Raw genomic sequence first — 19861 nt, forward strand, 5'->3', positions numbered from 1 at the left:
CGACTGTCCGAGAACACCCCATGCAGCTTTCTTCGCTCACTGCGGTTTCCCCTGTTGACGGCCGCTACGCCGGCAAAACCCAGGCCCTGCGCCCAATTTTCAGCGAGTACGGCCTGATCCGTGCCCGCGTCCTGGTTGAAGTGCGCTGGCTCCAGCGCCTGGCCGCTCACCCTGCCATCAGTGAAGTGCCGGCGTTCTCCGCCGAAGCCAACGCTGTGCTCAACACCCTGGCGGAAAACTTCTCTCTGGAGCACGCCGAGCGCGTCAAAGAGATCGAGCGCACCACCAACCACGACGTCAAGGCCATCGAATACCTGCTCAAAGAGCAAGCGGCCAAGCTGCCGGAACTGGCCAAGGTCAGCGAGTTCATCCACTTTGCCTGCACCAGCGAGGACATCAACAACCTGTCCCACGCCCTGATGCTGCGCGAAGGCCGCGATGACGTGATGCTGCCGCTGATGCGCCAGACCGCCAACGCCATCCGCGAACTGGCGATCCGCTTCGCCGACGTGCCGATGCTGTCGCGCACCCACGGTCAGCCGGCCTCGCCGACCACCCTGGGCAAAGAACTGGCGAACGTGGTTTACCGCCTGGAGCGCCAGATCGCTCAAGTCGCTGCCGTTCCGCTGCTGGGCAAGATCAACGGCGCCGTCGGCAACTACAACGCCCACCTGTCGGCCTACCCTGAGATCGACTGGGAAGCCAACGCCCGCGCCTTCATCGAAGACGAATTGGGCCTGGGCTTCAACCCGTACACCACGCAGATCGAACCGCACGACTACATTGCCGAGCTGTTCGACGCGATCGCCCGTTTCAACACCATCCTGATCGACTTCGACCGCGACATCTGGGGCTACATCTCCCTGGGTTATTTCAAACAGCGCACCATCGCTGGCGAAATCGGTTCGTCGACCATGCCACACAAGGTCAACCCGATCGACTTCGAAAACTCCGAAGGCAATCTGGGTATCGCCAACGCGCTGTTCCAGCACCTGGCGAGCAAGCTGCCGATCTCCCGCTGGCAGCGCGACCTGACCGACTCCACCGTACTGCGCAACCTCGGTGTCGGCTTCGCCCACAGCGTGATCGCGTACGAAGCCAGCCTCAAGGGCATCAGCAAGCTTGAGCTCAACGAGCAGAAGATTGCCGCTGACCTGGACGCCTGCTGGGAAGTATTGGCCGAGCCGATCCAGACCGTGATGCGTCGCTACAACATCGAAAACCCGTACGAAAAGCTGAAAGAACTGACCCGCGGCAAGGGCATCAGCCCAGAAGCGCTGCAGACTTTCATCGACGGCCTGGACATGCCAGCCGCCGCCAAGGCCGAGTTGAAATTGCTCACCCCGGCCAACTACATCGGCAACGCTGTAGAACAAGCCAAGCGCATCTGATCGACCGCTAGACCCTTTATAAGACGCCCGGCCGCGCCGGGCGTTTTTATTCCCGTCTGAAAAGTGCATTTTTTCAATAGGTTACACATGAATCCTGATATTCCTCTTCAACTTCTGGGCGGCATCACGGCACGGGAATTCCTGCGCGACTACTGGCAGAAAAAGCCGCTGCTGATCCGTCAGGCCATTCCTGATTTCGAAAGCCCGATCGACGCCGACGAACTGGCCGGCCTGGCGCTGGAAGAAGAAGTCGAATCGCGACTGATCATCGAGAATGGCGAGCGTCCGTGGGAACTGCGTCGCGGCCCGTTCGCCGAAGATGAATTCAGCAAGCTGCCTGAAACTGACTGGACCCTGCTGGTTCAAGCCGTGGATCAGTTCGTCCCGGAAGTCAGCGAACTGCTGGAAAATTTCCGCTTTCTGCCAAGCTGGCGCATCGACGACGTGATGATCAGCTACGCCGCACCGGGTGGCAGCGTCGGTCCGCACTTCGACAACTACGACGTGTTCCTGCTGCAAGGCCACGGCAAGCGCAACTGGAAGATCGGCCAGATGTGCAACACCGAGAGCCCGATGCTGACCCACGCCGACCTGCGCATCCTCTCCGAATTCGAAGCCACCGATGAATGGGTGCTGGAACCGGGCGACATGCTCTACCTGCCACCGCGCCTGGCCCATTGCGGCGTTGCCGTTGATGAATGCATGACCTACTCGGTCGGCTTCCGCGCACCGAGCGCCGCTGAAGTGCTGACCCACTTCACCGACTTCCTCAGCCAGTTCCTGTCGGACGAAGAACGCTACACCGACGCCGACGCCTTGCCGACTGCCGACCCTCACCAGATCCAGCGTGACGCACTCGACCGCCTCAAAGGCTTGCTGGCCGAGCACATGAGCGACGAGCGCCTGCTGCTGACCTGGTTCGGCCAGTTCATGACCGAGCCACGCTACCCGGAACTGGTGGTGGGCCCGGAAGAGGTCGAAGAAGAAGACTTCATGTCCGCCCTGGAACAAGGCGCGATCCTGATTCGCAACCCGAGCGCACGCCTGGCGTGGTCTGAAGTCGATGACGACCTGCTGCTGTTCGCCAGCGGCCAAAGCCGTTACCTGCCGGGCAAACTGCGCGAACTGCTGAAGATGATCTGCGCCGCCGACGCGCTGCACGCCGACAACCTTGGCGACTGGCTAAGCGACGAAGACGGTCGTGGCCTGCTGTGCGAACTGGTCAAGCAAGGAAGCCTGGGGTTTGCCGATGAATAAGATTCACGTACGTGTCGCAGACTGGCAAAAGGACAACGCCGAGATCCGGCGCATTCGTGAGACGGTTTTCGTTGCCGAGCAATCCGTTCCGCCAGAACTGGAATGGGACGCCGATGACATTGATGCAGTGCATTTCCTCGCTTACGAAGGCGACTTTCCAATCGGCACCGCCCGCCTGCTGCCCGACGGCCACGTCGGCCGGGTGTCGGTACTCAAGGACTGGCGCGGCCTGAAAGTCGGTGATGCACTGATGCAAGCGGTCATCGCAGAGGCCGAAGAGCGCGGACTCAAGCAGCAGATGCTCAGCGCTCAGGTACAAGCCACGGCATTCTATGAGCGCCTGGGCTTTCACCTGGTCAGTGAGGAGTTCCTTGAAGCCGGGATTCCGCATGTGGACATGGTCCGCCATTCGGCCTGAGAGGTGCCCCTTTCGCGAGCAAGCCCGCTCCCACAAGGTTCACGCTGAACCTGTGGGAGCGGGCTTGCTCCGGGCGGCGTTCCGACGAAGAGGCCAGAAAGCACGCCACAAAACGCCCCGACATCGCACGATGCCGGGGCGTTTTGCTGTCTACGATTCAACTAGCGCCACGCCAGGCCGACAAACTGGCAATATCAAGCTTCAGAACGCGGAGATAACGGACATGTCCCTACGCACCCTGCTCACCACCTTGCTGCTCGGTTGCAGTTTTTCGGTGATGGCAGCCACAGAAATTGTGCCCCTCAAGTACCACACCAGCGCCGACCTGCTGCCGGTGGCGCAGGACTTCATCGGCAAGGACGGACAGGTCAGCGCCTACGGCAATCAACTCATCGTCAACGCCGATCAGCGCAAGATCGACGAACTTAAAGCCCTTCTTTCGCAACTCGACACCGCACCCAAGCGCCTGCTGATCACCGTCGACACCAGCGACAACAACTTCCAGGGTGACCAGGGTCATTCGGTGAACGGCGCCAAGCCAAGCCAGGCCCGCATCATCAACTACAGCACCGACAGCCGCGACGGCGGCATCCAGCAAGTGCAGGCCAGCGAAGGCGCACCGGCGCTGATCCAGGTCGGCCAGAGCGTGCCGCTGACCAGTTCGCAGACCGACTCCTACGGCGACCTGCGCAGCCAGACCGAATACCGCAACGTCACCCAGGGCTTCTACGTCACGGCAAACGTCACCGGCGACATCGTTCACCTGTCGATCAGCACCAACCGTGACCGCATGAGCCAGGAACGTCCTGATGTAGTGAACGTACAAAGCACCGACACAACCGTCACCGGCCACCTCGGTGAATGGATCCTGCTGGCCGGGGTCAACGGCCAGACCCAGGCCGACAAACAGGGCCAGACCCGCAGCTACTCGACCCAGAGCCGCAACGACATGACATTGCGGGTGAAAGTCGACACCCTGGACTAAAGCACCAAAAACTGACTGACGAGTCGTATTAGACCAAAGATGTAGTGCCTGAAAAAAAGCACTACAAAACGTTTGACGAGCCAAAAAAGCAAAGGCATGATGGCCTCGCTCCCGCTAATCAGAGGCCCTGGCAAGGGCCTTCGAGGCGATGTTCGCACCTACCCCGCGAACCGCTTCGTGTCTGTACCGCCCACAAGGTGTGTTTGACGAGGTTGTCGACTGGAACGAAGTTGTCCCGAGGGACGGAAGCGTAATAGGTAACCCGGCACCACACTGATGTTCGCACCAAGGCCCACGACGCCCGAATGCGCCCGCAGTCCGCCTTTACCTGCTCACTTCCCCTCGAGCCGATCGTTCATCCCGTCGCCCTCCCCGCCGAACCCGACTTGACCGCTTAAGCTTCTGGTCAGCGAGCGCAGGAATTTTCCACCGCAGAACAACTTTTCATAAAGACGCGACGAGGTTTATCTCCCATGGCACTGACACGCGAACAGCAAATTGCAGCCCTCGAAAAAGACTGGGCTGAAAACCCGCGCTGGAAAGGCGTGACACGCACTTACTCCGCTGCTGACGTCGTCCGCCTGCGTGGCTCGGTTCAACCTGAGCACACCTTTGCAAAAATGGGCGCCGAGAAGCTGTGGAACCTGGTGACCCAGGGTGCCAAGCCAGCCTTCCGTCCTGAGAAAGATTTCGTCAACTGCATGGGCGCCCTGACCGGCGGCCAGGCTGTACAACAAGTCAAGGCCGGCATCCAGGCGATCTACCTGTCTGGCTGGCAAGTGGCTGCGGACAACAACTCCGCCGAATCGATGTACCCGGACCAGTCGCTGTACCCGGTGGACTCGGTTCCAACCGTGGTCAAGCGCATCAACAACTCGTTCCGTCGTGCCGACCAGATCCAGTGGAAAGCCGGCAAGAACCCGGGCGACGACGGCTACATCGACTACTTCGCGCCTATCGTTGCTGACGCCGAAGCCGGTTTCGGCGGCGTACTGAACGCTTACGAGTTGATGAAGAGCATGATCGAAGCAGGCGCCGCCGGCGTTCACTTCGAAGACCAACTGGCTTCCGTGAAAAAATGCGGCCACATGGGCGGCAAGGTACTGGTTCCTACCCAGGAAGCCGTACAGAAGCTGACCGCTGCCCGCCTGGCTGCTGACGTTGCCGGTACTCCGACCATCATCCTGGCCCGTACCGACGCTAACGCAGCTGACCTGCTGACTTCGGACTGCGACCCGTACGACCAGCCATTCGTGACTGGCGAACGTACCCAGGAAGGCTTCTACAAAGTGCGCGCCGGTCTGGACCAGGCCATCGCTCGCGGCCTGGCCTACGCTCCGTACGCCGACCTGATCTGGTGCGAAACCGCCAAGCCGGACCTGGACGAAGCTCGTCGCTTCGCCGAAGCGATCAAGAAGGAATACCCGGACCAACTGCTGTCGTACAACTGCTCGCCTTCCTTCAACTGGAAGAAAAACCTGGACGACGCGACCATCGCCAAGTTCCAGCGCGAACTGTCCGCCATGGGTTACAAGCACCAGTTCATCACCCTGGCCGGCATTCACAACATGTGGCACAGCATGTTCAACCTGGCGCACGACTACGCCCGCAACGACATGACTGCCTACGTGAAGCTGCAAGAGCAGGAATTCGCTGACGCTTCGAAGGGCTACACCTTCGTGGCTCACCAGCAGGAAGTGGGCACCGGCTACTTCGACGACATGACCACCGTGATCCAGGGTGGCTCGTCCTCGGTAACCGCACTGACCGGTTCGACCGAAGAAGAACAGTTCCACTGATCTGCTTCGCCTGAGTCAACGGCCGTTGCGGACTGATTAGAAACCGCAACGCCGCCCATCTGACGCCCCGACTGGTTCGGGGCGTTTTTTTGTGCGCGTTTTCCCAAACACCGCCACCCCCTGTAGGAGCTGACGAGTGAAACGAGGCTGCGATCTTTCAAAGGCAAGATCAAAAGATCGCAGCCTCGTTTCACTCGTCAGCTCCTACGTAACGCGCATATAAGGCAACTTTCTGCGCACTTGCGGAATAAGCAGTTTAAAAACCACCACAAACAATATTGATTATCATTTATCAACTACTATGTTCGTTACATTCCCTACAAAACATAATTGACGAAATGCCGGCTAATGCCCACGGGCCAAGGGCCACAGGGCTTTTGAGGCTCGCTATGTCCTTATTCCTATAATAAATTTCGCTATAGGAATTTTACTTGCCGGGTGTTTAGCCATAAAATCAGCGGGATTGATTGCTGCGACATATCGTCACTGCTTTTGTTTCTTTTCAAGCTCAGAGACCTTTGCTCTCTGTTAAGGATTACCAGCATGCCCGAAGCGACAGGACTCATGGCCCATAACTGGGGCTTTGCCATTTTCCTTCTAGGCGTCGTCGGCCTCTGTGCCTTCATGCTGGGCGTCTCCAGCCTCCTCGGGTCAAAAGCCTGGGGCCGCAGCAAAAACGAACCGTTCGAGTCCGGCATGCTACCTACAGGTGGCGCCCGCTTGCGGCTCTCAGCCAAATTCTATCTGGTCGCGATGTTGTTCGTGATCTTCGATATTGAAGCCCTCTTTCTCTTTGCATGGTCTGTGTCCGTCCGCGAAAGCGGCTGGACCGGATTCGTCGAAGCTCTCGTTTTCATAGCAATTCTGTTGGCAGGTCTTGTCTACCTATTCCGAGTGGGCGCCCTTGACTGGGCTCCGGAAGCTCGGCGCAAGCGGCAAGCGAAGCTGAAACAATGAGGCTTTGGCAATGCAATACAATCTCACCAGGATCGACCCCGATGCTCCTAACGAGCAGTATCCGATTGGCCAGCGGGAAACCGTTTCCGATCCGTTAGAAGATCAAGTCCACAAAAACATTTTCATGGGCAAGCTCGAAGACGTGCTTAACGGCACGATCAACTGGGGGCGCAAGAACTCCCTGTGGCCGTATAACTTCGGTCTTTCGTGCTGCTACGTGGAAATGACCACCGCCTTCACGGCGCCCCACGACATCGCGCGCTTTGGCGCCGAGGTTATCCGGGCATCGCCGCGCCAGGCGGATTTCATGGTTATCGCCGGTACCTGCTTCATCAAGATGGCGCCGATCATTCAGCGTCTCTACGAGCAAATGCTCGAACCTAAATGGGTCATTTCCATGGGTTCGTGCGCCAACTCCGGTGGCATGTACGACATCTACTCCGTCGTTCAAGGGGTGGACAAGTTCCTGCCCGTGGACGTCTACGTGCCTGGCTGCCCGCCCCGCCCTGAGGCTTTCCTGCAAGGCTTGATGCTGTTGCAGGAGTCGATTGGCCAGGAGCGTCGTCCACTTTCCTGGGTCGTTGGTGATCAAGGCGTGTATCGCGCCGAGATGCCTTCCGAAAAGGAAAAGCGCCGCGAACAGCGTATTCAGGTAACCAACCTGCGCAGCCCCGACGAAGTCTGATCCAGACCTGCTTCTTTAATAGAACAAGAACCTGGCTTCATTCTTTACGTTGACCGAAAGCGATAAAATAACCATGACTACAGGCAGTGCTCTGTACATCCCGCCTTACAAGGCAGACGACCAGGATGTGGTCGTCGAACTGAACAACCGTTTTGGCCCGGAGGCGTTCACCGCCCAGCCGACCCGCACCGGCATGCCGGTGCTTTGGGTTGCCCGCGCCAAACTCGTCGAAGTCTTGGGCTTCCTGCGTAACCTGCCCAAGCCATACGTCATGCTCTATGACCTGCACGGCGTGGACGAGCGTCTGCGCACCAAGCGTCAAGGGCTGCCGAGCGGCGCCGACTTCTCCGTGTTCTATCACTTGATGTCGATCGAACGTAATAGTGACGTAATGATCAAGGTCGCCTTGTCCGAGAGCGACCTCAGCTTGCCGACCGTCACCAGCATCTGGCCGAACGCCAACTGGTACGAGCGTGAAGTCTGGGACATGTTCGGCATCGACTTCAAAGGTCACCCTCACCTGTCGCGCATCATGATGCCGCCGACCTGGGAAGGTCACCCGCTGCGCAAGGACTTCCCGGCCCGCGCCACCGAGTTCGACCCGTTCACCCTGAACCTGGCCAAGCAGCAACTCGAGGAAGAGTCCGCGCGCTTCAAGCCGGAAGACTGGGGCATGAAGCGTTCCGGCCCGAACGAGGACTACATGTTCCTCAACCTCGGCCCGAACCACCCGTCCGCGCACGGTGCGTTCCGTATCATCCTGCAGCTGGACGGTGAAGAAATCGTCGACTGCGTACCGGACGTCGGTTACCACCATCGTGGTGCCGAGAAGATGGCCGAGCGTCAGTCCTGGCACAGCTTCATCCCGTACACCGACCGTATCGACTACCTCGGCGGCGTGATGAACAACCTGCCGTACGTGCTCTCGGTCGAGAAGCTGGCCGGCATCAAGGTGCCGGAGAAGGTCGACGTCATCCGCATCATGATGGCCGAGTTCTTCCGGATCACCAGCCACCTGCTGTTCCTGGGTACCTACATCCAGGACGTCGGCGCCATGACCCCGGTGTTCTTCACCTTCACCGACCGCCAGAAGGCGTACACGGTGATCGAGGCCATTACCGGTTTCCGCCTGCACCCGGCCTGGTACCGCATCGGTGGCGTCGCCCACGACCTGCCGCGGGGCTGGGAAAAACTGGTTAAAGACTTCGTCGAGTGGATGCCCAAGCGTCTGGACGAATATCAGAAAGCCGCACTGGACAACAGCATCCTGCGTGGCCGGACCATCGGCGTTGCCGCCTACAACACCAAAGAGGCCCTGGAATGGGGCGTCACCGGTGCCGGCCTGCGTTCGACCGGCTGCGATTTCGACCTGCGTAAAGCGCGTCCGTACTCGGGCTACGAGAACTTCGAATTCGAAGTGCCGCTGGCCGCCAATGGCGATGCCTACGACCGCTGCATCGTGCGTGTCGAGGAGATGCGCCAGAGCATCAAGATCATCGACCAGTGCCTGCGCAACATGCCGGAAGGCCCGTACAAGGCGGATCACCCGCTGACCACGCCGCCACCGAAAGAGCGCACCCTGCAGCACATCGAAACCTTGATCACGCACTTCCTGCAAGTATCGTGGGGCCCGGTCATGCCGGCCAACGAATCCTTCCAGATGATCGAAGCGACCAAGGGCATCAACAGTTATTACCTGACGAGCGATGGCGGCACCATGAGCTACCGCACCCGGATTCGTACCCCAAGCTTCCCGCACCTGCAGCAGATCCCTTCGGTGATCAAAGGCAGCATGGTCGCGGACTTGATTGCGTACCTGGGTAGTATCGATTTCGTTATGGCCGACGTGGACCGCTAAGCATGAACAGCACGCTTATCCAGACAGACCGTTTCACCTTGAGTGAAACCGAGCGCTCGGCCATCGAGCACGAGCTGCATCACTACGAAGACCCGCGCGCGGCGTCGATCGAAGCCCTGAAGATCGTCCAGAAGGAACGTGGCTGGGTGCCGGACGGCGCCTTGTACGCCATCGGCGAGATCCTCGGCATCCCGGCCAGCGACGTTGAAGGCGTGGCTACTTTCTATAGCCAGATCTTCCGTCAGCCGGTTGGCCGTCACATCATTCGCGTCTGCGACAGCATGGTCTGCTACATCGGCGGCCACGAGTCCGTGGTCAGCGAAATCCAGAGCAAGCTGGGCATCGGCCTGGGTCAGACCACCGCCGACGGTCGTTTCACCCTGCTGCCGGTCTGCTGCCTCGGCAACTGCGACAAGGCGCCGGCGTTGATGATCGACGACGACACTTTCGGTGATGTGCAGCCAGCAGGCGTTGCCAATTTGCTCGAGGGCTACGTATGACCCTGACTTCTTTCGGTCCGGCCAACCTCATCAAGCGTTCGGCCGAGACTCACCCGCTGACCTGGCGCCTGCGTGACGACGGCGAAGCCGTATGGCTCGACGAGTACCAGGCCAAGAACGGTTACGCCGCTGCGCGCAAGGCCTTCGCCGACATGGCCCAGGACGACATCGTCCAGACCGTGAAAGACTCCGGCCTCAAGGGTCGCGGCGGTGCTGGCTTCCCCACTGGTGTTAAGTGGGGCCTGATGCCAAAGGACGAATCCATCAACATCCGCTACCTGCTGTGCAACGCGGATGAAATGGAGCCCAACACCTGGAAAGACCGCATGCTGATGGAGCAACTGCCCCATCTGCTGATCGAAGGCATGCTGATCAGTGCCCGCGCGCTGAAAACCTACCGTGGCTACATCTTCCTGCGTGGCGAGTACACCACCGCCGCCAAGCACCTCAACCGTGCCGTGGAAGAAGCCAAGGCAGCCGGCCTGCTGGGCAAGAACATCCTGGGCTCGGGTTTTGATTTCGAGCTGTTCGTCCACACCGGCGCCGGGCGTTACATCTGCGGTGAAGAAACCGCGCTGATCAACTCCCTCGAAGGCCGCCGCGCCAACCCGCGCTCCAAGCCGCCCTTCCCTGCCGCCGTTGGCGTATGGGGCAAGCCGACTTGCGTGAACAACGTCGAGACCCTGTGCAACGTGCCGGCGATCATCGCTGACGGCGTGGACTGGTACAAATCGTTGGCCCGCGAAGGCAGCGAAGACATGGGCACCAAGCTCATGGGCTTCTCCGGCAAGGTCAAGAACCCTGGCCTGTGGGAACTGCCGTTCGGCGTTACCGGTCGCGAGCTATTCGAAGACTACGCCGGCGGCATGCGCGACGGTTACAAGCTCAAGTGCTGGCAGCCTGGCGGCGCCGGTACCGGCTTCCTGTTGCCGGAACACCTGGACGCACAAATGTACGCCGGCGGCATCGCCAAAGTGGGCACCCGCATGGGTACCGGCCTGGCCATGGCGGTGGACGACAGCGTCAACATGGTGTCCCTGCTGCGCAACATGGAGCAGTTCTTCGCCCGCGAGTCCTGTGGCTTCTGCACCCCGTGCCGCGATGGCTTGCCATGGAGCGTCAAGCTCCTGATGGCCATCGAGAACGGTGAAGGCCAGCCAGGCGACATCGAGACCCTGCTGGGTCTGGTCGGCTTCCTCGGCCCAGGCAAGACCTTCTGTGCTCACGCACCGGGCGCCGTGGAGCCGTTGGGCAGCGCAATCAAATACTTCCGTCCAGAGTTCGAAGCCGGTATCGCGCCTGTCAGCGCCGCCGTCCCGCCCCTGGCAAGGCCGATCGTAGTCGGCGCGTAAACGCTTAAAAAAGCGAAGGGTCCGTGCCCTTCGCTTTTCGTGTGATGACGCCTTTAACGGCTGTGTTGATTCACGCGGATAACAAGATTCCATTAGCCACGCCCGCTGACACCGGGCCAACGAAGAACTTTGAACCATGGCCACTATCCACGTAGACGGCAAAGCGCTCGAAGTCGATGGGGCAGACAACCTGTTACAGGCATGTCTGTCTCTGGGCCTCGATATTCCGTATTTCTGCTGGCACCCTGCCCTCGGCAGCGTTGGCGCTTGTCGCCAGTGCGCGGTCAAGCAGTACACCGACGAGAACGACACCCGTGGTCGTATCGTCATGTCCTGCATGACCCCTGCCACCGACAACACCTGGATCTCCATCGAAGATGAAGAATCCAAGGCCTTCCGCGCCAGTGTTGTTGAATGGTTGATGACCAACCACCCCCACGACTGCCCGGTCTGTGAGGAAGGCGGTCACTGCCACCTGCAAGACATGACGGTAATGACCGGCCACAACGAGCGCCGTTACCGCTTCACCAAGCGTACCCACCAGAACCAGCAACTGGGCCCGTTCATTTCCCACGAGATGAACCGCTGCATCGCTTGCTACCGCTGCGTGCGCTTCTATAAAGACTACGCTGGCGGCACCGACCTCGGTGTGTTTGGCGCCCACGACAACGTGTACTTCGGACGTGTAGAAGACGGCACCCTGGAAAGCGAGTTCTCCGGCAACCTCACCGAGGTCTGCCCGACCGGTGTGTTCACCGACAAGACTCACTCCGAGCGCTACAACCGCAAGTGGGACATGCAGTTCTCGCCGAGCATCTGCCATGGCTGCTCCAGCGGTTGCAACATTTCCCCGGGCGAACGTTACGGCGAACTGCGTCGTATCGAAAACCGTTTCAACGGTTCGGTGAACCAGTACTTCCTGTGCGACCGTGGCCGTTTCGGCTATGGCTACGTCAACCGCGAAGACCGCCCACGCCAGCCGCTGCTGGCCAACGGCACCAAGCTGAGCCTCGACGAAGCGCTGGATAAAGCCGCCGACCTGCTGCGCGGTCGCAACATCGTCGGTATCGGTTCGCCACGTGCCAGCCTCGAAAGCAACTACGCGTTGCGCGAACTGGTCGGCGCCGAGCACTTCTACTCGGGTATCGAAGCTGCCGAGCTGGAGCGCATCCGCCTGGTCCTGCAAGTGCTCAAAGACAGCCCGCTGCCAGTACCGAACATGCGCGACATCGAAGACCACGACGCCGTGTTCGTCCTCGGTGAAGACCTGACCCAGACGGCTGCGCGCATGGCCCTGTCCCTGCGTCAATCGGTCAAGGGCAAGGCCGAAGACATGGCCGACGCCATGCGCGTCCAGCCTTGGCTCGACGCCGCCGTGAAGAACATCGGTCAGCACGCGCTGAACCCGCTGTTCATCGCCAGCCTGGCTGAAACCAAGCTCGACGACATCGCCGAAGAGTGCGTTCACGCCGCTCCAGACGACCTGGCCCGCATCGGTTTCGCCGTGGCTCACGCCCTCGACGCCAGCGCTCCGGCCGTTGAAGGCCTGGACGCTGAAGCCCTCGAACTGGCCAAGCGCATCGCCGACGCCCTGCTCGCAGCCAAGCGTCCGCTGATCATCGCCGGCACTTCCCTGGGCTCCAAAGCCCTGATCGAAGCCGCCGCGAACATCGCCAAAGCCTTGAAGCTGCGCGAGAAGAACGGTTCCATCAGCCTGATCGTGCCAGAGGCCAACAGCCTCGGCCTGGCCATGCTCGGTGGCGAATCGGTTGACGCCGCGCTGCAAGCGGTGATCGATGGTAAAGCCGACGCCATCGTCGTGCTGGAAAACGATCTGTACACCCGTACCGACAAGGCCAAGGTCGATGCTGCCCTGACCGCCGCCAAAGTGCTGATCGTGGCCGACCATCAGAAGACTGCCACCAGCGATCGCGCGCACCTGGTTCTGCCAGCCGCCAGCTTCGCTGAAGGCGACGGTACCCTGGTCAGCCAGGAAGGCCGCGCCCAGCGCTTCTTCCAGGTCTTCGATCCGAAGTACATGGACGCGAGCATCCTGGTTCACGAAGGCTGGCGCTGGCTGCATGCCCTGCGCGCAACCCTGTTGAACCAGCCGATCGACTGGACCCAACTGGACCACGCCACCGCCGCCGTCGCTTCCAGCACCTCGATCCTGAACCGCATCGTCGATGCCGCGCCGTCCGCCGCGTTCCGCATCAAGGGCATGAAACTGGCCCGTGAACCGTTGCGTTACTCCGGTCGTACCGCCATGCGTGCCGACATCAACGTGCACGAACCGCGTACTCCGCAAGACAACGACACCGCGTTCAACTTCTCGATGGAAGGTTACTCGGGCTCGGTCGAACCGCGTCAGCAAGTGCCATTCGCCTGGTCTCCGGGCTGGAACTCGCCGCAAGCCTGGAACAAGTTCCAGGACGAAGTCGGTGGTCACATCCGCGCTGGCGACCCGGGCACCCGCCTGATCGAAAGCACCGGTGACTCGCTGAACTGGTTCGCCAGCGCTCCGCGTGCGTTCAACCCAGCTCCTGGTACCTGGCAGGCCGTGCCGTTCTTCCACCTGTTCGGCAGCGAAGAGAACTCTTCGAAAGCCGCTCCGGTTCAGGAACGCATTCCGGCTGCTTATGTTGCACTGGCCAAGTCCGAAGCCGACCGCCTGGGCGTCAACGACGGTGCCATGCTGAGCCTGAACGTGGCTGGCCAGACCCTGCGTCTGCCGCTGCGTATCAACGAAGAGCTGGGCGCTGGCCTGGTGGCACTGCCTGCGGGCATCGCCGGCATTCCGCCAGCAATTTTCGGTAAATCCGTTGACGGTCTGCAGGAGGCAGCTCAATGACCTTGTTCACTCCTGAAGTGATCGATGTGATCATCGCGGTCCTCAAGGCCGTGGTGATTCTGCTCGCCGTGGTGGTTTGCGGCGCACTGCTGAGCTGGGTCGAGCGTCGTTTGCTCGCCCTCTGGCAGGACCGTTACGGTCCGAACCGCGTCGGTCCGTTCGGCGCGTTCCAGATCGCTGCCGACATGATCAAGATGTTCTTCAAGGAAGACTGGACGCCTCCATTCGCCGACAAGATGATCTTCACCCTGGCACCAGTCGTGGCCATGAGCGCCCTGCTGATTGCCTTCGCGATCATCCCGATCACCCCGACCTGGGGCGTGGCGGACATCAACATCGGCATCCTGTTCTTCTTCGCCATGGCTGGCCTGTCGGTCTACGCGGTACTGTTCGCCGGCTGGTCGAGCAACAACAAGTTCGCCCTGCTGGGCAGCTTGCGTGCCTCGGCGCAGACCGTGTCGTACGAAGTGTTCATGGGCCTGTCGCTGATGGGCATCGTGATCCAGGTCGGCTCGTTCAACATGCGCGACATCGTTGAATATCAAGCGCAGAACCTGTGGTTCATCATTCCACAGATCTTCGGTTTCCTGACCTTCTTCATCGCTGGCGTGGCCGTGACTCACCGTCACCCGTTCGACCAGCCGGAAGCGGAACAGGAACTGGCTGACGGTTACCACATTGAATACGCCGGCATGAAATGGGGCATGTTCTTCGTCGGCGAGTACATCGGCATCGTGCTGATCTCGGCGCTGCTGGTGACCTTGTTCTTCGGTGGCTGGCACGGTCCGTTCGGCATCCTGCCGCAGATCCCGTTCATCTGGTTCGCACTGAAAACCGCGTTCTTCATCATGATCTTCATTCTGTTGCGCGCCTCGATTCCGCGCCCACGGTATGACCAAGTGATGGATTTCAGCTGGAAGTTCTGCTTGCCGCTGACCCTCGTCAACATGCTGGTGACCGCTGCGATCGTGTTGCTCAACACGCCCGCCGTCGCGGCTCAGTGAGGATAGAGAATCATGAAGTACATATTTGACATCGTGCATGGCTTCTACACCCAGCTTCGCAGCCTGGTGATGATTTTCGGCCACGCCTTCCGCAAGCGCGACACGCTGCAGTACCCGGAAGAACCGGTCTACCTGCCGCCGCGCTACCGTGGCCGTATCGTCCTGACCCGCGACCCCGACGGCGAAGAGCGATGTGTAGCCTGCAACCTGTGCGCCGTGGCGTGCCCGGTCGGTTGCATCTCGCTGCAGAAAGCTGAAACCGAAGACGGTCGCTGGTACCCGGACTTCTTCCGCATCAACTTCTCGCGCTGCATTTTCTGCGGCCTCTGCGAGGAAGCCTGCCCGACCACCGCGATCCAGCTGACACCGGATTTCGAAATGGCCGAGTTCAAACGTCAGGACCTGGTTTACGAGAAAGAAGATCTGCTGATCTCCGGCCCCGGCAAAAACCCTGATTACAACTTCTATCGTGTTGCAGGTATGGCGATTGCCGGGAAGCCGAAAGGCTCCGCGCAGAATGAAGCCCAGCCGATCAACGTGAAGAGCTTGCTGCCTTAAGGAAGAAAGATGGAATTCGCTTTCTATTTCGCATCGGGTATCGCTGTGGTGTCCACGCTTCGCGTGATCACCAACACCAACCCTGTGCATGCCCTGCTCTACCTGATCATTTCGCTGATCGCCGTGGCCATGACGTTCTTCGCCCTCGGCGCACCGTTTGCCGGTGTCCTGGAAGTGATCGCCTACGCTGGCGCCATCATGGTGCTGTTCGTGTTCGTGGTGATGATGCTGAACCTGGGCCCGGCCTCGGTTCAGCAAGAGCGCGTCTGGCTCAAGCCCGGTATCTGGGGCGGCCCGGTCCTCCTCGCCGCGCTGCTGCTGGTGGAACTGCTGTACGTGCTGTTCTCCCACCAGACCGGTGAAGCCATCGGCCACACCACCGTAGACGCCAAGGCCGTGGGCATCAGCCTGTTCGGTCCTTACCTGCTGGTGGTCGAACTCGCCTCGATGCTGCTGCTCGCCGCAGCTGTCACGGCGTTCCACTTGGGCCGCAACGAAGCCAAGGAGCAATGACGATGCCTGCTATCCCCATGGAGCATGGTCTGGCGGTCGCCGGCATCCTGTTCTGCCTCGGTCTGGTCGGCCTGATGGTCCGCCGCAACATCCTTTTCGTGCTGATGAGCCTGGAGGTCATGATGAATGCCTCCGCGCTGGCGTTCATCGTTGCCGGTAGCCGCTGGGCGCAGCCGGATGGACAGATCATGTTCATCCTGGTGATCAGCCTCGCAGCCGCCGAGGCCAGTATTGGCCTGGCGATCCTGCTGCAACTGTATCGCCGCTTCCACACGCTCGATATCGACGCTGCCAGTGAGATGCGCGGATGAACCTACTCTTTCTGACTTTCGTATTCCCTCTCATTGGTTTCCTGCTGCTGTCGTTCTCACGCGGCCGCATTTCGGAAAACCTGGCCGCGCTGATCGGCGTGGGCTCCATCGGTCTGTCTGCGATCGTTACCGCCTACGTGATCTGGCAATTCAACGTCGCCCCGCCGGAAGGCGGCCACTACACCCAGGTGTTGTGGCAGTGGATGGCGGTGGAAGGCTTCACGCCGAACTTCGCCCTGTATCTGGACGGCCTGTCGCTGACCATGCTCGGTGTGGTCGTCGGCGTCGGCTTCCTGATCCACCTGTTCGCGTCCTGGTACATGCGCGGTGAAGACGGCTACTCGCGCTTCTTCGCCTACACCAACCTGTTTATCGCCAGCATGCTGTTCCTGGTGCTGGGCGATAACCTGTTGTTCCTGTACTTCGGCTGGGAAGGCGTGGGCCTGTGCTCGTACCTGTTGATCGGTTTCTACTACAGCAACCGCAACAACGGTAACGCCGCACTCAAGGCCTTCATCGTGACCCGTATCGGTGATGTGTTCATGGCCATCGGCCTGTTCATTCTGTTTGCCCAACTGGGCACGCTGAACGTTCAGGAACTGCTGGTGCTGGCTCCACAGAAATTCCAGTCCGGCGACTTCTGGATGGTCATGGCCACCCTGATGCTGCTCGGTGGCGCTGTCGGTAAATCCGCGCAGTTGCCGCTGCAAACCTGGCTGGCGGACGCGATGGCCGGCCCGACTCCGGTTTCGGCACTGATCCACGCTGCAACCATGGTGACCGCGGGCGTCTACCTGATCGCCCGTACCCACGGCTTGTTCACCCTGGCGCCGGAAATCCTGCATCTGGTGGGCATCGTTGGCGGTGTGACTCTGGTACTGGCTGGTTTCGCAGCCCTGGTCCAGACCGACATCAAGCGTATCCTCGCCTATTCGACCATGAGCCAGATCGGCTACATGTTCCTGGCCCTGGGCGTTGGTGCCTGGGACGGCGCGATCTTCCACCTGATGACCCACGCCTTCTTCAAGGCCCTGCTGTTCCTTGCGTCCGGTGCGGTGATCGTTGCCTGCCACCACGAGCAGAACATCTTCAAGATGGGTGGTCTGTGGAAGAAACTGCCACTGGCCTACGCCAGCTTCATCGTCGGCGGCGCGGCCCTGGCGGCCTTGCCACTGGTAACCGCAGGCTTCTACTCCAAGGACGAAATCCTCTGGGAAGCCTTCGCCAGCGGCAACAACGGTCTGCTCTACGCCGGTCTGGTCGGTGCGTTCATGACTTCGCTGTACACCTTCCGCCTGATCTTCATCGCGTTCCACGGTGAAGTGAAGACCGAAGCCCACGCCGGTCATGGCATTGCGCACTGGCTGCCACTGTCGGTGCTGATCGTATTGTCGACCTTCATCGGCGCGATGATCGTTCCACCGCTGCACGGCGTGCTGCCGCAAAGCGTCGGCCATGCCGGCGGCGAAGCCAAGCACAGCCTGGAAATCGCCTCGGGCGCCATCGCCCTGGCCGGTATCCTGCTGGCCGCGCTGCTGTTCCTCGGCAAGCGTCGCTTCGTCACCGCCGTCGCCAACAGCGGCATCGGCCGTTTCCTCTCGGCCTGGTGGTTCGCTGCCTGGGGCTTCGACTGGATCTACGACAAACTGTTCGTCAAGCCGTACCTGGCGATCAGCCACATCCTGCGCAAAGACCCGCTCGACCAGACCATCGGTCTGATCCCGCGCATGGCCAAAGGCGGTCACACCGCCCTGAGCCGTACCGAGACCGGTCAACTGCGTTGGTACGCCGCCTCGATGGCTGCTGGTGCCGTGCTGGTAATCGGCGCCGTCGTGCTGGTAGCGGTCTGATATGAACCTTGCGAATTTGCGAAAGGAAACGAACCCGTCATGATTCTGCCTTGGCTAATCCTGATCCCCTTCATCGGCGGCCTGCTGTGCTGGATGGGTGAGCGCTTCGGCGCCACCCTCCCCCGCTGGATTGCGCTGATCACCATGTCCCTGTTGCTCTCCCTCGGCCTCTGGCTGTGGGCCAACGGTGATTATTCATTTGCACCAAAGCCTGGCGCCGATCCGACCTGGGCGCTTGAGTTCAAGCAAGTCTGGATCCAGCGCTTCGGCATCAACGTGCACCTGGCCCTCGACGGCCTGTCGCTGTTGATGATCATGCTGACCGGTCTGCTGGGTGTGCTCTCGGTACTCTGCTCGTGGAAAGAAATCCAGCGTCACGTGGGCTTCTTCCACCTGAACCTGATGTGGATCCTGGGCGGTGTCGTCGGCGTGTTCCTCGCCCTCGACCTGTTCATGTTCTTCTTCTTCTGGGAAATGATGCTGGTGCCGATGTACTTCCTCATCGCGCTCTGGGGTCACAGTTCTTCGGACGGCAAGAAAACCCGGATCTACGCGGCGACCAAGTTCTTCATCTTCACTCAGGCTTCCGGCCTGATCATGCTGGTGGCGATCCTGGGCCTGGTACTGGTCAACTTCAACGACACCGGCGTGATTACCTTCAACTACGCCGACCTGTTGAAGACCAAGATGTCGATGACCACCGAGTACATCCTGATGCTCGGCTTCTTCATCGCCTTCGCGGTCAAGCTGCCGGTCGTGCCGTTCCACTCCTGGTTGCCTGATGCTCACGCCCAGGCGCCGACCGCAGGTTCCGTCGACCTCGCCGGTATCTTGCTGAAGACCGCTGCCTACGGCCTGCTGCGCTTCGCCCTGCCGCTGTTCCCGAATGCTTCGGCCGAGTTCGCGCCGTTTGCGATGGCCCTGGGCCTGATCGGGATCTTCTACGGTGCGTTCCTGGCGTTCGCGCAAACCGACATCAAGCGTCTGATTGCCTTCTCGTCCGTTTCCCACATGGGCTTCGTACTGATCGGCATCTACTCCGGCAGCCAACTGGCGCTGCAGGGCGCGGTGATGCAGATGCTGGCTCACGGTCTGTCGGCCGCGGCACTCTTTATCCTCTCCGGTCAGCTGTACGAGCGCACCCATACCCGCGACATGCGTGAAATGGGTGGCCTGTGGTCGAAGATCGCTTACCTGCCGGCCCTCAGCCTGTTCTTTGCAGCGGCATCCCTGGGCTTGCCGGGTACCGGTAACTTCGTCGGTGAGTTCCTGATCCTGATCGGCACCTTCCCGATCGCCCCATGGGTGACCATCATCGCCACGTCCGGCCTGGTGTTCGGTTCGGTCTACTCGCTGATCATGATCCACCGTGCGTACTTCGGCCCGGCCAAATCGGACGCAGTGCTGCATGGCATGGACGGTCGCGAAATGATCATGGTGGTCGGTCTGGCCGCACTGCTGATCTACATCGGCGTGTACCCACAACCGTTCCTCGATACCTCTGCCGCGACGATGCATGGCGTGCAGCAGTGGCTCGGCACCGCCTTCACTCAACTCGCTTCGGCCCGGTAA

The 19861-nt window shown here is 60.4% G+C and carries 17 protein-coding genes; all 17 read left to right on the forward strand.

The window, feature by feature from the left end; all coding sequences use genetic code 11:
* Positions 1 to 20 precede the first annotated feature (20 nt).
* Complete coding sequence (gene purB / locus ACMDB8_RS17685; RefSeq protein WP_007972090.1) at positions 21 to 1391, forward strand: adenylosuccinate lyase; 1371 nt, start codon at positions 21 to 23, stop codon at positions 1389 to 1391.
* 87 nt (positions 1392 to 1478) lie between these two features.
* Complete coding sequence (locus tag ACMDB8_RS17690) at positions 1479 to 2648, forward strand: cupin domain-containing protein (protein ID WP_223541442.1); 1170 nt, start codon at positions 1479 to 1481, stop codon at positions 2646 to 2648.
* Positions 2641 to 3066 (forward strand): GNAT family N-acetyltransferase, encoded by a 426-nt coding sequence (locus tag ACMDB8_RS17695; RefSeq protein WP_056723832.1) that lies wholly within the window; start codon positions 2641 to 2643, stop codon positions 3064 to 3066. The genes ACMDB8_RS17690 and ACMDB8_RS17695 overlap by 8 nt, the downstream gene beginning before the upstream one ends.
* A 223-nt stretch (positions 3067 to 3289) precedes the next feature.
* Positions 3290 to 4051 carry a secretin N-terminal domain-containing protein gene (locus tag ACMDB8_RS17700; RefSeq protein WP_223541443.1) on the forward strand — a complete coding sequence of 254 codons (762 nt, stop codon included), beginning with the start codon at positions 3290 to 3292 and terminating at the stop codon, positions 4049 to 4051.
* Positions 4052 to 4524: 473 nt separating this feature from the next.
* Entirely contained in the window at positions 4525 to 5850 is a 1326-nt protein-coding gene (gene aceA / locus ACMDB8_RS17705; RefSeq protein WP_034146910.1) for an isocitrate lyase, read from the forward strand.
* 543 nt (positions 5851 to 6393) lie between these two features.
* Positions 6394 to 6807 (forward strand): NADH-quinone oxidoreductase subunit A, encoded by a 414-nt coding sequence (locus ACMDB8_RS17710; RefSeq protein WP_003223812.1) that lies wholly within the window; start codon positions 6394 to 6396, stop codon positions 6805 to 6807.
* Between the two features lie 10 nt (positions 6808 to 6817).
* Positions 6818 to 7492 (forward strand): NuoB/complex I 20 kDa subunit family protein, encoded by a 675-nt coding sequence (locus ACMDB8_RS17715; RefSeq protein ID WP_007970441.1) that lies wholly within the window; start codon positions 6818 to 6820, stop codon positions 7490 to 7492.
* A 73-nt stretch (positions 7493 to 7565) separates the two neighbouring features.
* Positions 7566 to 9350 carry an NADH-quinone oxidoreductase subunit C/D gene (gene nuoC / locus ACMDB8_RS17720; protein WP_056723835.1) on the forward strand — a complete coding sequence of 595 codons (1785 nt, stop codon included), beginning with the start codon at positions 7566 to 7568 and terminating at the stop codon, positions 9348 to 9350.
* Between the two features lie 2 nt (positions 9351 to 9352).
* Positions 9353 to 9850, forward strand: coding sequence for an NADH-quinone oxidoreductase subunit NuoE (nuoE, locus tag ACMDB8_RS17725; protein WP_046037843.1), 498 nt, complete (start codon positions 9353 to 9355; stop codon positions 9848 to 9850).
* Positions 9847 to 11202, forward strand: coding sequence for an NADH-quinone oxidoreductase subunit NuoF (gene nuoF, locus ACMDB8_RS17730; protein WP_056723837.1), 1356 nt, complete (start codon positions 9847 to 9849; stop codon positions 11200 to 11202). Before nuoE ends, nuoF begins: the two co-directional genes overlap by 4 nt.
* A 136-nt stretch (positions 11203 to 11338) precedes the next feature.
* Positions 11339 to 14053 (forward strand): NADH-quinone oxidoreductase subunit NuoG, encoded by a 2715-nt coding sequence (gene nuoG / locus ACMDB8_RS17735; RefSeq protein ID WP_056723839.1) that lies wholly within the window; start codon positions 11339 to 11341, stop codon positions 14051 to 14053.
* The gene (nuoH, locus tag ACMDB8_RS17740; protein ID WP_056723843.1) at positions 14050 to 15057 is read left to right on the forward strand and encodes an NADH-quinone oxidoreductase subunit NuoH; all 1008 of its coding nucleotides are present in this window, start codon (positions 14050 to 14052) and stop codon (positions 15055 to 15057) included. The genes nuoG and nuoH overlap by 4 nt, the downstream gene beginning before the upstream one ends.
* Positions 15058 to 15069: 12 nt before the next feature.
* Entirely contained in the window at positions 15070 to 15615 is a 546-nt protein-coding gene (nuoI, locus tag ACMDB8_RS17745; RefSeq protein ID WP_015094374.1) for an NADH-quinone oxidoreductase subunit NuoI, read from the forward strand.
* 9 nt (positions 15616 to 15624) lie between these two features.
* On the forward strand, positions 15625 to 16128 hold the full coding sequence (gene nuoJ / locus ACMDB8_RS17750) for an NADH-quinone oxidoreductase subunit J (protein ID WP_053161453.1): 504 nt from the start codon (positions 15625 to 15627) through the stop codon (positions 16126 to 16128).
* Positions 16129 to 16130: 2 nt separating this feature from the next.
* Complete coding sequence (gene nuoK, locus ACMDB8_RS17755) at positions 16131 to 16439, forward strand: NADH-quinone oxidoreductase subunit NuoK (RefSeq protein ID WP_007946416.1); 309 nt, start codon at positions 16131 to 16133, stop codon at positions 16437 to 16439.
* Complete coding sequence (nuoL, locus tag ACMDB8_RS17760; RefSeq protein ID WP_056723844.1) at positions 16436 to 18289, forward strand: NADH-quinone oxidoreductase subunit L; 1854 nt, start codon at positions 16436 to 16438, stop codon at positions 18287 to 18289. The genes nuoK and nuoL overlap by 4 nt, the downstream gene beginning before the upstream one ends.
* Positions 18290 to 18328: 39 nt before the next feature.
* The gene (gene nuoM / locus ACMDB8_RS17765) at positions 18329 to 19861 is read left to right on the forward strand and encodes an NADH-quinone oxidoreductase subunit M (RefSeq protein WP_056723846.1); all 1533 of its coding nucleotides are present in this window, start codon (positions 18329 to 18331) and stop codon (positions 19859 to 19861) included.

The organism is Pseudomonas monachiensis, assembly GCF_047345015.1.
In the GTDB taxonomy this organism is placed as follows: Bacteria; Pseudomonadota; Gammaproteobacteria; order Pseudomonadales; family Pseudomonadaceae; genus Aquipseudomonas; species Aquipseudomonas monachiensis.